Source organism: Halomonas citrativorans (genome assembly GCF_900163645.1).
GTDB lineage: Bacteria > Pseudomonadota > Gammaproteobacteria > Pseudomonadales > Halomonadaceae > Vreelandella > Vreelandella citrativorans.
In genome coordinates, this window is the sequence record NZ_FUKM01000050.1 from 40,197 (window position 1) to 52,741 (window position 12,545).

12 protein-coding genes and 1 pseudogene are annotated in these 12,545 nt (G+C 55.4%); 6 read left to right on the forward strand and 7 right to left on the reverse strand.

What is annotated here, in order from left to right; all coding sequences use genetic code 11:
* The first annotated feature begins 176 nt into the window (after positions 1-176).
* Complete coding sequence (locus CZ787_RS12740) at positions 177-944, forward strand: creatininase family protein (RefSeq protein ID WP_087109781.1); 768 nt, start codon at positions 177-179, stop codon at positions 942-944.
* A 38-nt stretch (positions 945-982) separates the two neighbouring features.
* Here the strand turns inward: CZ787_RS12740 and ribA are convergent, their stop codons facing one another.
* Positions 983-2,089 carry a GTP cyclohydrolase II RibA gene (gene ribA, locus CZ787_RS12745; RefSeq protein WP_087109783.1) on the reverse strand — a complete coding sequence of 369 codons (1,107 nt, stop codon included), beginning with the start codon at positions 2,087-2,089 and terminating at the stop codon, positions 983-985.
* A 97-nt stretch (positions 2,090-2,186) separates the two neighbouring features.
* Between ribA and CZ787_RS19110 the strand changes: the two genes are divergently transcribed.
* On the forward strand, positions 2,187-3,059 hold the full coding sequence (locus CZ787_RS19110) for a RibD family protein (protein ID WP_140398988.1): 873 nt from the start codon (positions 2,187-2,189) through the stop codon (positions 3,057-3,059).
* 63 nt (positions 3,060-3,122) lie between these two features.
* Here the strand turns inward: CZ787_RS19110 and CZ787_RS19115 are convergent.
* The 4 genes and pseudogenes from CZ787_RS19115 to CZ787_RS12765 form a co-directional block, all read right to left on the reverse strand.
* Positions 3,123-3,986 (reverse strand): annotated as a pseudogene (locus CZ787_RS19115) (lysylphosphatidylglycerol synthase transmembrane domain-containing protein); the annotation flags it as partial.
* A gap of 4 nt (positions 3,987-3,990) precedes the next feature.
* Positions 3,991-5,916, reverse strand: coding sequence for a glycosyltransferase (locus CZ787_RS12755; RefSeq protein ID WP_087109787.1), 1,926 nt, complete (start codon positions 5,914-5,916; stop codon positions 3,991-3,993).
* Positions 5,913-6,311 carry a 6-pyruvoyl trahydropterin synthase family protein gene (locus CZ787_RS12760; RefSeq protein WP_087109789.1) on the reverse strand — a complete coding sequence of 133 codons (399 nt, stop codon included), beginning with the start codon at positions 6,309-6,311 and terminating at the stop codon, positions 5,913-5,915. The genes CZ787_RS12755 and CZ787_RS12760 overlap by 4 nt, the downstream gene beginning before the upstream one ends.
* Before the next feature lie 28 nt (positions 6,312-6,339).
* Complete coding sequence (locus tag CZ787_RS12765; protein ID WP_087109791.1) at positions 6,340-7,329, reverse strand: zinc-dependent alcohol dehydrogenase; 990 nt, start codon at positions 7,327-7,329, stop codon at positions 6,340-6,342.
* 307 nt (positions 7,330-7,636) lie between these two features.
* Here CZ787_RS12765 and CZ787_RS12770 point away from each other — a divergent pair, with 307 nt between their 5' ends.
* Positions 7,637-8,365, forward strand: a complete 729-nt coding sequence (locus CZ787_RS12770) for a CDP-alcohol phosphatidyltransferase family protein (protein WP_087109792.1) — start codon at positions 7,637-7,639, stop codon at positions 8,363-8,365.
* Positions 8,366-8,436: 71 nt separating this feature from the next.
* On the opposite strand, the gene CZ787_RS12775 is transcribed toward CZ787_RS12770, so the two are convergent.
* Entirely contained in the window at positions 8,437-8,847 is a 411-nt protein-coding gene (locus tag CZ787_RS12775) for a DUF1090 domain-containing protein (protein ID WP_087109793.1), read from the reverse strand.
* Positions 8,848-9,073: 226 nt separating this feature from the next.
* Between CZ787_RS12775 and modA the strand changes: the two genes are divergently transcribed.
* Genes modA through modC form a run of 3 tightly spaced genes read left to right on the forward strand, consistent with a single transcriptional unit; the run spans position 9,074 to position 11,659 of the window.
* A complete protein-coding gene (modA, locus tag CZ787_RS12780) occupies positions 9,074-9,859 on the forward strand; it encodes a molybdate ABC transporter substrate-binding protein (RefSeq protein ID WP_087109795.1) in 786 nt (261 codons plus the stop codon).
* Positions 9,856-10,554 carry a molybdate ABC transporter permease subunit gene (gene modB, locus CZ787_RS12785; protein WP_087109797.1) on the forward strand — a complete coding sequence of 233 codons (699 nt, stop codon included), beginning with the start codon at positions 9,856-9,858 and terminating at the stop codon, positions 10,552-10,554. The genes modA and modB overlap by 4 nt, the downstream gene beginning before the upstream one ends.
* On the forward strand, positions 10,547-11,659 hold the full coding sequence (modC, locus tag CZ787_RS12790; RefSeq protein ID WP_087109799.1) for a molybdenum ABC transporter ATP-binding protein: 1,113 nt from the start codon (positions 10,547-10,549) through the stop codon (positions 11,657-11,659). Before modB ends, modC begins: the two co-directional genes overlap by 8 nt.
* A gap of 219 nt (positions 11,660-11,878) precedes the next feature.
* On the opposite strand, the gene CZ787_RS12795 is transcribed toward modC, so the two are convergent.
* Positions 11,879-12,469: an SIS domain-containing protein gene (locus CZ787_RS12795; protein ID WP_087109801.1), complete on the reverse strand. Its 591-nt coding sequence runs from the start codon at positions 12,467-12,469 to the stop codon at positions 11,879-11,881.
* Positions 12,470-12,545: the final 76 nt, after the last annotated feature.

A 12,545-nucleotide genomic window follows, 5' to 3' on the forward strand; every position in this document is an offset into this window, starting at 1 on the left:
ACAGCGGTGTGGTTTCAAGCGCAGGCGCGCTATGGTTACCAAAACATGTTTACCAAAACGCGTTTACTAAAACATGTTTACTAAAACATGTTTACTAAAACGTTCATCAGGATCGGTTATCACACCCTCCATACCAAGCTCCGTTACAAGGAGCTTACGCTAGGAATTCAGGATTTATGATTTACGATTGGCAAGCGCTTAGCGCTCCCGAGTTAGCGGCGGTCGCCGAGCGCGATCCTGTCGCCGTTTTAGTGCTGGGCGCGATTGAGCAGCACGGCACACACCTACCGTTAGGCACGGACCTTATTATTGGCGAAGGGCTGCAGGCTGCTATGCTGAGCGTTCTTGACCCCGCTCTAGAGGTCGTTTGCTTACCCTCTATTGCGGTGGGCGCAAGCGACGAGCACGCTAACTTCTCTGGCACGCTTAGCCTTCCTGCGTCGCTCGCGATTGCCACGCTTGAAGCGCATGGTAAATGCGTCGCTCAGGCGGGCATCAACCGGCTGGTACTCATCAACAGCCATGGCGGCAATAAAGCCATTATGGACCTGGCCGCGCTCACCCTACGTCAGCAGTTTAATATGCGCGTCGTTAAAGTGACGTATACGCGGCTACCACCGCTTGAAGGTGCGATTGACGCTCAGGAACTGCGTTATGGATTACACGGCGGACTGCTTGAAACCGCCATGATGCAATACCTGGCGCCAACAACCGTCAATCTGGACAACTATCAGGCTGCCCCGCTCGGCACGTTAGAAAATTGCCGACTGGTAGGCCCGGAAGGGGCCGCCGCGTTTGCCTGGCTCGCCGAGGACTTAAGCCAACACGGCGTGGCCGGTGATGCCCGCCAAGCCACGTCGGCATTGGGCGAACATCTGGTACAACATTACGCTGAACAACTGGCAACCGTGATCACGGAAACGGCTCGGCTGCCTGCGTTTTAAGCGTGTTAATTACTTACTACCCGCAATGGTCTGGTGTGTTAGCGCCCATGTCGGCCTAAGACGTCGCCGAAAAGATGGCCGGCTCGATTGGCTTTTGCGCTCAGGTAACGATGATTCTGGTCGGTGACGCTCCCATAAAGTGCTTGACGCGATACCACCTCAATCCCGCCTTCACGCAGGGCAGCGATCTTCAATGGATTATTCGTCAGTAGCTGCACTTGAGAGATCTTCAGCGCATTAAGCATGTCCACCGCCACGGCGTACTGGCGCTCGTCGTCACCAAACCCCAGCACCTGGTCAGCATCCATGGTATCCAGGCCACCATCTTGCAGAGTATACGCGCGCAGCTTATTGGCAAGCCCAATGCCCCGCCCCTCTTGGGCCAGGTAAAGTAGTACACCTCCCCCCATGGCCTGAATGTCCGCCACGGCATTACGCAACTGCTCACCGCAATCGCAGCGCAGGCTGCCAAATAAATCGCCGGTCAGGCATGCAGAATGCAGGCGTAAAGGAACCGCCCCTTCCAGCGTTTCAGGCTGTCCGATCACTACCGCCACATGCTCGCGTAGCCCGTCCGGCTCGCGGAACAGCACAAAGCGACTTTCAGCAGCGTCTTCCAGCGGAATCCTGGCTTCGCTCACCCGTTTCAGCATACCCGGTGCACCGGCCAGGCACTTTGCAGCATCTCTCGCATCAACTTCCAACAGCTTGCCTTGAGCAATTTCCTGCGCCACCGATTCAGCCACCTGGTCACTCACATCGGCACATAGCGCGGCTGGAATTAGCAAAGCACGGCGCAAGAGTGCGACCGCGCCACGCTCACCTGGCCCTGCGAGTTTAAGGCCACTTAATAAGGAATGCGCGGGTCGACTTGCCGTTTGAACCACCGCGAGCGCCTGCAAATCATCTTCGTTCACATGCTCAACCAATGGCAAACAGGCTGCTTCCGCCGTTAGTGACATGCCCATCGCCTCCAGACGATGGCGCGTTAATACCAGAGATGGTCGCGTCCCTGCGAGTTTGGCCAGCATATCGACCGACTCAATGCCCTCTAATGCCTGTACCAGCAGACGCTTTTCCCCCGTGTTAAGCACAACCGGCAGTCCACGGCGAATATCGAAAATAGCGCGTTCAATATGATACATACAGGCCTCCTAATTGCCTGGTGCAGCGGGTAGCGTACGCTTGCGTTGAACTATACGGCCCCGCAAGATAAGACTGTTTTCTCAGCGTGGAGGCGTTATGTCCGACACTCATCACCATAGTGGCTGCTCTGGTCCTAAAACATTGTTGGAGAAGAAGGCGTCGCTGGATATAGACACGGCGTGGGCGTGGCTGCTGGCAATATGTGAAGGCCAAACAACCGAGGCGCCATTGCGGCTCGACGCTGAGGGCAACTGGCACAGTCAGAACGCTATAACACCGGCGGCCACTGACCTGCTGGACTGCCTGGTGCCGCTGGCAAGCCGCCCCCACTGGGTGATTGCCCAGTTGGGGCAAAGCCTGGATGGGCGTATTGCGACGGAGAGCGGCCACTCGCACTACGTCAACGGCCATGAGAGCCTGGTTCACCTGCACCGTCTTCGGGCTTTGGTGGATGCCGTTATCGTCGGCGCCGGTACGGTCAGTGCTGACAACCCCCAATTGACAGTGCGCCATGTCACCGGCACGCATCCCACGCGGGTAGTACTTGATCCACGCGGCCGTGTGCCCGCAGGCATTAAGCTGTTCCACACCGACTCGGCGCCCACGCTGCACATCGTGGGGCCGGATGCACCGCTGCCGACCAATTCGCGGGCTCAGCGCCGTGTACTGCCGCTTAATGCGCAGGGGCAGTTTGCCCCAAATGATGTGATCACGCTGCTTAATCAGTGTGGTTTGAAGCGCATTCTGGTGGAGGGGGGCGGCATAACGGTCTCCCGGTTTATTGAAGCAAATGTTATCGATCGCCTGCATCTTCTGGTCGCCCCACTGCTGATCGGCTCGGGCAGGCCGGGGCTTCAGATGACGCCTATCGAGACGCTTGGAAGTGCTCTGCGCCCGGCGATGCGAACATTTCGCTGTGGAGACGATACGCTGTTTGACGTGTTGCTGAGAGCCGCCACCTTCACCTGACGGCTGGGAACGATGACGTTTATCCAGTGCTACCCAAATGCCCGGCAGGCTTGAAAGCAGTACTAGCACGCCATAAGCAAGGGATACCGCAACCCCTTGAGCAGTGGGCAGCCCCACCAGCGCCCAAGTGGCCACGGCGGCCCCTTCACGCAGCCCCCACCCGGCAACGGACAGCGGAATTAACATGGCGAATAGAAGCACCGGCGCCAATGCCAAAATTTGCGACGCCGCAAGCTCGACGCCAATTGCACGCGCCGCACAGACCATGACTACCCCATAGCTCATGACAATAACGAGCGAAGATACCAGCTGTAGGTGCCACACCCCGGGGCTAAAAAGGCCTCGCTTGATATCCACTCCCATCGAATGACACCACGCCGGTAACCGTGATGAAGGCAAGCGTACTACCCCTTGCCACACGGCCACGCCTGCAAGGCACAGCCCTCCAATAATAGTGAGGCTAACCGGCCAGCCAAGCACGGCGTGCCATAGCGGGGAAAGTAACAAGGCCACAATGGTTAAACCCACCACAGCCACCTGCCCAGAGGTGCGCTCGATAATTACCGCCCGCCATGCGCTACCCCGTGAGCCTGCTTGCTGAGCGTGCCGATGAGCGCGGCCAGCATCGCCCAAAATGCCGCCAGGCACGATCTGATTTACTAACAAAGCAAGATAGTACTCCCGCAATGCATAGCTAAACCGCAGCGGAGCCCCGACTCGGTTGGCCGTCAACTGCCATCGCCACGCACTGAGCATAATTTGAACCACGCTAATCAGCAGCGCCACAACGACCCAACCCAACGATAAGCGCTGTACCTGGTCCATGATGTCACGGGGCTCTACAAATAACGCGATCGCACCCAGCAAGCCAGCACTCATTAGCCCGCGTTGAGCCCAAGGAGAACGCCACATCCGCTGCATGTTCATCGGGTTACGCCCTTTTTTCGGGCGTTGCTAGCAGGTCACAGTGGCCCACCCAAATACCCACCTCACCGGAAGCCGCCGAGTGTGTACGTCGCTCACGCCACTCACCAATGCGAGTAGCGGCCTCTGGTGCCTGTTCTGTCGCCGCTTCCGCCCAGCCGTTAATTAGCGCCGTCATTAAAGGCTGATGTAAGCGGTTAGCCGAACTCAACAGCCAAGGGGTAGCAACCTGCTCAACGTGATAATTCGCTTGTTCAAGCGCATTAACCAGCGTCTCGTGAGCCTGCCCGCCCAAGGCATCACCTAATCCCTTGTCGCGATGCTGATGCGCCATAAACAGCGCCAGTAGCCAGTGGTCATCATCATCGGATAAGGGCGTATTCTCGGCATCGGTAAATCCCCACTCTCCGGTCACGCTAAGGGCCATTAAAAGCGCCTGGTCACGTGACTGGCAATGCGTTACGAGCGTTTCGATCCAATATTGAGACACAAGATCCAGCAGTGCCGATGCGGTTATCAGATCCGCATCCTGCAGAGGCACATGAACAAGCGAATCAAGCGACGTACAGAGCGTTTCTACCCGAATGCCCGCCTGGGCATTTTCCAGCTTGCCGATGCTGTCGCGGGCGTCGTTGAGTAGTTCAGCGTCATGGTCAATGAGCGTCCAGTGCTGCGGCGTCGGTAGAAAAGGCACGAGGAAACGCATATTGCTTCCTCTACCTGCCCCTAAATCGACCAGCCTCGGCGTCTGAGTGCGTTCGTTTAACCATATAGCGGCTTTTTGAGGGAGCTGCTGGCTTCTAAACGTAACGTCCGCCTCTTCACGTAGCGTGAGCCAATCGGCCTCAAACTGGCTGCCATTATGAAAAGAGGGAGCCGGGTTCAGCGCTTTAGCAAACGCAGCACCGGCATGCTGCCAATCGCTAAGCGTTTCACGTACCGCTTCTGCACCGGCTTTAAGCGACGCACGCAGCTCGGGGTCATCGCAAAAACGGCTCAGTGCTTGTGTCAGTGCCTTTACATCCCCAGGCGTTACTTTAAGGCCTGCGCCTTCCGGCAAGGTTTCATCAAGAGCGCCACCGGTCGTGGTAATGACAGGCAGGCCTCGCGCCAGCGCCTCGGTGACCACCATGCCATAGCCTTCGTACCAGGAAGGCAATACCAGGGCATGCGCGCTTTCATACGCTTGGGTTAAGGTCACCGCGTCGCACTCGCCGTGCAACTGCACACAAGACGCAAGCCCATGCGCTTCAATCAACTGCTCTACCCGCTCGGCAAACGCCGCATCACGTGCGCCGCCATAACAGTCACACTGCCAGTTTTTCTGGTTTAATCCCGCCAACGCCTGGACCAATACATCCTGCCCCTTACGCGGAACAAGCGTTGCCACACACACAAACCGTAACGGCTCGCCAGGTATTGGGGCGGCGTTCATTGGGACAACATCCACCCCTGGCTCGACAACACTAATGGTAGCCGCCATAGGCATGGCGTAGTGGTTTGCCAACACCTTCAACCGGCGCTCAGTAAACCGACTGGTCACGATTATTTGTGAGACTGCGGCAAGCGCCGTCATCTCGGACTGATGAAATTGCTGCTGCTCGGACTCGCTTAGCCCTTGCTCATCACCCAGCGGATGATGCACCAATGCCGTCATCATCAACCGCTTGGCCTGCTGAACAATGATGTCCGGTAACATCCCCATGGCGAGACCATCGATCACAACGTCCGTAGCCTCGGGCAAATTGTTTAGTGCCGTAGCCAATTGCTCGGCAGCCTCCTGGTCAGCATTAGGGAAGCGGCCTGATAAGCTGATGACATCGACGGTGCGCCCTTCCTGACGCAGCGCTTCGACAATGCGTGCATCGTAGATATAGCCGCCGGTGCGCTGATCAAGCGCCCCCGCGATAATAAACGTCAGTGGTTCACTCATAGATCGCCTTCATAGCTTGCCCAGGCAATATGCGACTCATGCAGTTTGACTTCCATACGAGCGATGCCTTGCGCGGTTTTTCCCATTCGGCCTTCGCCGATGGCATCGGCCAAACGGCTGAAGATAACGCTGGCCATAAACTCGGTTGAGGTGTTTTTACCCTTAAAGGCTTCTTCGTCATCCAGATTGCGATAGTTCAGGTGCGACAACACCTCTTTGAGCGTTTCACTGGCAAGGCCGATATCAATCACTAGTCCGTCCTCATCAAGCTCCGGGCGCTGAAAGACCACATCAACAACATATGTTGCCCCATGCGTGCGCTGGGCAGGACCAAAAATGTCACCTTTAAAGCTATGCGCAATCATAAAGTGATCACGAACACATAGACGGTACATAAACGCTCCTGATAGTAAGCTGTAGTGATTAAGCGTGAGAGGGGTAACGAAGGCGGTGGCATAGCACATCACTGCCCGCAGAAAAGAGTTCGGGAGCAAGCTGGGGAAAGGCGTCAAAGTCGCTCTCACCGCTAATCAGTGTGTCTAATCGGCTATCGTTTAACAGGCTCAAGGCCAACATTAAACGGCGCTGGAAGCCCCAGCGCGGGCGCAATTTAGCGGGTAGCTGGCCCACCTGGCTGGCGCGGAGGCTAAGGCGCTGTGAATGAAACGCGCCGCCCAAGGGGATACTCACCTCCCCTTCGCCAAACCAGCTCATTTCGATAATTCGGCCTTCGTTGCCTACCTGGCATAGCGCTTGGCGTAAGCCTTCGGGGTGGCCGCTGGCGTGAATGATGCAGTCCTGATTAACGGGCGCTTGTTCGGGGGTACAAAAGGCAAAGCCTAAACGCTCGGCGAGCACCTGGCGCTTCGGGTTAATATCAATAAGCGTGACGCTCACACCGGGGATCTGTGAACACAGGTAGGCCACCAGGGCGCCTACAACACCGGCCCCGATAACACTAACGTGCTCCCCAAGCATAGGCTCGGCGTCCCAAACGCCATTAATGGCCGTCTCCATGTTGGCGGCCAGCACGGCGCGCTGTGCCGGTATATTGTCAGGAATAGGTAATACGGCGGAAGCAGGAACGACATAGCGGTCCTGATGGGGATAAAGACAAAATACCGTCTTGTTAAGCAGGTGCGTAGGCCCTTTCTCAACAACGCCGACACTACAGTAGCCATACTTGACCGGCGCGGGAAAACTACCTGCCTGAAAAGGGGCCTGCATACGCTCCACTTCGCTTTCGGGTACGCGGGCATTGAATACCAGCGACTCAGTGCCACGGCTAACGCCACTGAACAGGGCACGTACTCGTACGTCTTCCTCCCCTACGCTGGTAAGCGTCTCTTTTTTAAGCTCGCCGACCCTTGGGCGCGTTACCCAGAAGGCAGTGGCCGTATCGTTCGCCGACATGTCATTTCCCTATTATTCGCGTTTTCATCCAATCAGCTGGGCACCTCTGCCGTTAATCTGGCATGGCCAACGTATGAAATTTTTGTGGCGTACCTTAAAGCTTAGCCCAGAAAAGACACAGGTCGATGAATGCGAGCGCCAATTTCGTTTAAGAACGGTTAAAAATGTACGCAGGTACTTTTCAGGGACATCAATACGCTATGATTAATGGGGTAGACAACCGCAGAGCCACGTACAAGAAGTGTATATATAAAACAGGCTCACCCATCAATTGACTGCGGGCGGGGTATCCGCTTTGCGAGACACAATGGTTCGAATTAACACGCTCGCTTCTAGCCATCTTTTATCGAGCCGCCTCTACAGCGCCAGCGAACTAGCGGTGGGCAGTTTGCTATTGCTGGGGCTGGGCAGCCTGCTACCCACATTGACGGTAACGGCTTTGAACTGGGGGCTAGCGTTTGGCACGTATGCGTTTATTAGCCTTTTCGTATTGATTTTCTGGTCGGGTGGTGCACTTGGCTGGGCCAACAGAATAACGTTACTGCGCGCCGTATTAGTCGCGTTAGTGGCGGGGGCGCTGGCCGACAATGCATTCACTCATGCCATTTGGCTATGGCTTGTTATCGCGACCACCGCGCTGATGCTGGATGGCGTGGACGGCTGGATAGCCAGAAAAACGCAGAGCTATAGCACGTTTGGCGCTCGTTTTGATATGGAGCTGGATGCGCTGCTTATCCTGTTGCTCTGTGTGGGGTTAATTCAACTTGAATCGTTAGGGCTGTGGGTGCTTTTGATTGGCGTTATGCGCTATTTATTTGTGGTGGCTAGCTGGCACTTTACGTGGCTTTCAGCCCCTTTATTTGCCAGCATACGCCGTAAAGTGGTGTGCGTTTGGCAAGTATCCGCCCTACTATTGGCGCTCACCCCACTGACGCCCACGCTCGTTGCGAGCCTGTTGGCGTTTAGCGCGCTACTCTCACTTGCCTACTCCTTTGGCATCGACACCTGGTGGCTTTATCAACAGCGCCGACGCTAAGCACTTTAATGACCTGCACGTTACTTACCCTGCTACTGATGGGCGCTATGCTTGGCATAGCGCCCAATGATTTACTCGCTAATTTGCTGCTGTAACACATTCAATTCTTCGGTATGGCGTTCTAGCTCAAGCGTTGCCTCTTCCAGCTTAACGCGCCTTTTTTCAATGTCAGCTTCTTCCCCCTCATTGAGCGCCTCTTCAAATTCCGCTTGGCGCTCTTGAACCTCTGCAAGGCTCTCTTTTACTTCATCCGTTGCATCATTTAATACACTTTCATTCGTGCAGTTATCGTCAATCGCATTTAATGCGCGCTGCAGGCCTTCTTCTCGATGCTGATTACCCTGAGCTTGGGCATGCGCTAACTGCTCACGAACATCGGCTGCCTTGCTTTCACATAAATCATCGGCGGCAGTGGCGACCGGTGGTAACAACATACCTGTCAATAAGGCAACAACACCTGCCTGAATCATGTTTTTTTTCATGTTTTTCCCTATAACAGCTCATTTGATAAATACTGACTAATCGAGGATTAGATACACAAAATGCTTGGCAGTTCGCGGTTGTTACTCTGTTTAAACGTTGCTGACGCAATGACCAAGGGCACACCACCCGTGCGTATGGCCAATGTTGGATACCGTCTCCTGGATTAGATCACGATAAAAGCGTTACATTAACCCTCAAGAAGATGCGCACAAGGACCGTAACAGTATGATCAATCTCGCCATTTACCGCCTCTTTATAGCCGCCCTGCTCATGATGGTTATACCTACCGCAAGTTATGCAGCGGCAAATGTTCAAGTGGCGGCGGCAGCTTCGCTTACCGATGCGCTTAACGAAGCTATCGCGGCCTATGAAGCGCAGCACGACGTGGCTGTAACGCCTATCTATGCGTCCTCCTCCACCCTTGCCCGCCAAATTGCCAACGGTAGCCCAGCGGCGCTGTTTATTTCAGCAAACGTTGAGTGGATGGACTGGCTGGAAGCCCAAGACATTAATGTTCAAAAGCGCAGTGATTTACTGTACAACCGCTTGGCGCTGGTTTCGGCAAGCTCTGACTTGCCCAAGCACTTCACACCTGGCGAAGACGCCCGCATCGCCACACTGCTGGGTGAGCGGGATCGACTCTCGGTCGGCGACCCGGACCATGTGCCGGCAGGCATCTACACCCAACAGGCGCTTGAAGCGCTAGGTGAATGGGAGGAGCTACTCCCAAGGCTTGCGCGTGGCAACGACGTACGCGCAGCCCTTACACTGGTGGAGCGCCAGGAAACGCCTGCGGGTGTTGTGTATCAAACCGACGCATTAGCCAGCCAACAAGTAAGAGTATTGGGGCTTTTCCCGCCTGAAACGCATGCGCCTATCACCTACCCGATTGCCTTGATCAACGCCGAGCAGAACGATGCAGCGGTTGCTTTACGCCAATGGCTTGAGAGCGAAGAAGCACTGAGCATCTTTGCACAGTACGGATTTGATACAGGTATGGATGCCCGGTGAGCCTTTCGCCTGCTGAGTGGGAAGTTATCCGCCTGAGCCTTTTAATCGGGCTGGCCGCCATCGCCTGGATTCTACCTCCGGGTATTGCGGTAGCCTGGTGGCTGGCGCGCTTTGAGTTTCGCGGTAAAGCGGTGGTGGACGGCTTGATTCACCTGCCACTGGTGTTACCGCCTGTAGTAGTCGGCTATTTATTGCTGGTGACGCTGGGTAGACAAGGCGTTATTGGCCAATGGCTGTATAGCACACTGGGAGTATCACTGCCGTTTACCTGGCAAGGCGCTGCGGTCGCCAGCGGCGTAATGGCATTTCCGCTGCTGGTGCGCGCCCTCAGGCTCTCGCTTGAGGCAGTGGACCCGAAGCTTGAGGCCGCTGCCAGCACGCTGGGCGCTAGCCGATGGCGGGTATTTACCACGATTACGCTGCCGCTCGCCGTGCCTGGCCTGCTAACCGGCACGGTACTCGCCTTTGCCCGGGCGCTTTCCGAGTTTGGCGCAACGATTACCTTTGCCTCCAACATTCCTGGAGAAACCCGCACCCTGCCACTGGCGCTTTACACCCTGATTCAATCCCCCGGCCAGGAATCCGCCGCCGCGCGACTATGCTTAATTGCCATTGCCATTGCGCTGGTTTCGCTGATTGCTTCTGAGTGGCTGGCCCGACGCACCCGACAACGCCTACAGGAACGCGATGGCTAACGTAACGACTACTCCTCAGGCCAGCGACCCACGACTCAAACTGCAGGTTGAACAGCAGTTGGGGGCTTTTCATCTTTCAGTTGCACTCAACCTGCCCGCGACAGGCGTAAGCGGCTTTTTTGGCCCCTCCGGCAGCGGAAAAACCAGCCTGCTTAGGCTGATAGCCGGGCTTGAAAGGCCAAAACAGGGCGTCATAACACTGGGCGAGCAGACCTTGCTGGATACTCGGCAAGGCATCTTCGTACCGCCGCACCGTCGGCGTATTGGCGTTGTGTTTCAAGAAGCGCGCCTGTTTCCGCACTACCGCGTGCGTGGCAATTTAACCTACGGCATGCGTAAGCCGGCCGCGCAGCGCTTTGCTGAGATAGTGGAGCTATTGGGTATCGAAGCCTTGCTGGAGCGCATGCCCGGCACGCTTTCAGGTGGTGAAGCTCGCCGTGTGGCAATTGGCCGAGCGCTACTGAGCGAGCCCCAACTACTCCTCATGGATGAGCCGCTTACCGGGCTTGATGGCGCGCGCAAAGAGGAGCTGCTGCGCTACATCACCCGGCTCACCCAGCAGGTGGATATTCCGGTGATCTACGTTAGCCATGATGCCGAAGAGATCACGGCGATTGCCGATCACTTGGTGGTAATGAAAGCCGGACAGGTTCGCGCCAGCGACAAACTAGGCGCCCTGCTCCAGCGCTTTGATCTAACCCATGAACTGGGGGGATTTGATGCGGCCTCGCTACTGCAAGGCGAAGTAGTCGCCCATGAAACCGCGTATGGCCTGACCCATTTAGCGCTTGATGACAATTATCAGCTGGTACTGCCTGGTACTTCAGCGCCGATTGGCAGCCACTTACGGGTACGTATTCTGGCCCGGGATATTGCCCTAGCGCTTACCCCACCGGCCAACACTAGTTATCGCAACCAGCTCAGCGCCACCATCACTGATTTCATCACCCTCCCTGAAGCGCCTTACACAGTGGAGCTGCGTTTAAGCATCGGCCGGTTTTTCTTACGAGCCCGGCTAACGCGTAAATCATGGGATGAGATGGGGTTAGCAAAAGGCATGCAGGTCACGGCACTCATTCGCAGCGTGTCGTTTACGGCATGTTAACTGGGCCAGGCCCGCATTTACCTTATAGGCTTTTGCGGTTAACTCACCCCATGCAGTGATAGTTAGCCAAAGCTATACTATTTTACTGAAATAAAATTTATTTTTTAACTACTTAGCTTCTATCTTTCGGTAATTGTGCTGAGCGGGATCGGTTTTGGGGTACTTGCTGACCATACGGCGTTTTTTAGCTGATATAAGCACCCTCGCTAATAACGTCTCTTATACGTAGTTAGCCGGAAAAAAGTGCCGCTCAATAAGCTCAATCAGAATATGTAATATTTTGATATGAAGCTCCTGAACCCGGTCGGCAAAATCACCTGCTGGCGTGCAAATATACACATCACTGAGTGCCTCAAGCTCAGGGCTTCGTTTACCGGATAAAATAATCACCTTAAGCCCCTGCTCTTTAGCAGTATGCGCGGCCGCTACAACATTCTTGCTGGTACCGCTGGTGCTAAGCGCCAACAAGCAGTCGCCTGATCGACCATGCGCTTCAACGTAGCGTGAAAACACCTGTTCATAGCCGAGGTCGTTACCCACACAGCTCATGTGGCCGGGGTCACTAATAGCTGCGGCGCCCAGTGCTGCTCGATCTTTCCGGTAACGCCCCGTTAGCTCTTCAGCAAAGTGCATGGCATCACACATCGAGCCACCATTACCGCACGAGTAAACGCGTCCTTTTCTCTCAAAGGTATCAATCAAAATGCCTGCGGCCTGCTCAATAGTCGCCAATGCCGCTTGATTGGATAAGAGATTCTCAAGGGCAGTATGTGCTTCACGCAGGCTGAACTGGATGTGCTGAATGGACATGGTTTTCTCATGCAAAAATGTTAGATGTTGCTCCTGCTGTAGATGCTAAACCAAATAGCGCCGTTAAGACATTTTG

Coding starts and splice junctions, on each gene's coding strand:
- CZ787_RS12760 (WP_087109789.1), bottom strand. CDS start 6,311: ATGTACCGTCTATGTGTTCGTGATCACTTTATGATTGCGCATAGCTTT.
- CZ787_RS12770 (WP_087109792.1), top strand. CDS start 7,637: ATGGTTCGAATTAACACGCTCGCTTCTAGCCATCTTTTATCGAGCCGC.
- CZ787_RS19110 (WP_140398988.1), top strand. CDS start 2,187: ATGTCCGACACTCATCACCATAGTGGCTGCTCTGGTCCTAAAACATTG.
- modA (WP_087109795.1), top strand. CDS start 9,074: ATGATCAATCTCGCCATTTACCGCCTCTTTATAGCCGCCCTGCTCATG.
- CZ787_RS12755 (WP_087109787.1), bottom strand. CDS start 5,916: ATGAGTGAACCACTGACGTTTATTATCGCGGGGGCGCTTGATCAGCGC.
- CZ787_RS12795 (WP_087109801.1), bottom strand. CDS start 12,469: ATGTCCATTCAGCACATCCAGTTCAGCCTGCGTGAAGCACATACTGCC.
- modC (WP_087109799.1), top strand. CDS start 10,547: ATGGCTAACGTAACGACTACTCCTCAGGCCAGCGACCCACGACTCAAA.
- CZ787_RS12740 (WP_087109781.1), top strand. CDS start 177: ATGATTTACGATTGGCAAGCGCTTAGCGCTCCCGAGTTAGCGGCGGTC.
- ribA (WP_087109783.1), bottom strand. CDS start 2,089: ATGTATCATATTGAACGCGCTATTTTCGATATTCGCCGTGGACTGCCG.
- CZ787_RS12765 (WP_087109791.1), bottom strand. CDS start 7,329: ATGTCGGCGAACGATACGGCCACTGCCTTCTGGGTAACGCGCCCAAGG.
- CZ787_RS12775 (WP_087109793.1), bottom strand. CDS start 8,847: ATGAAAAAAAACATGATTCAGGCAGGTGTTGTTGCCTTATTGACAGGT.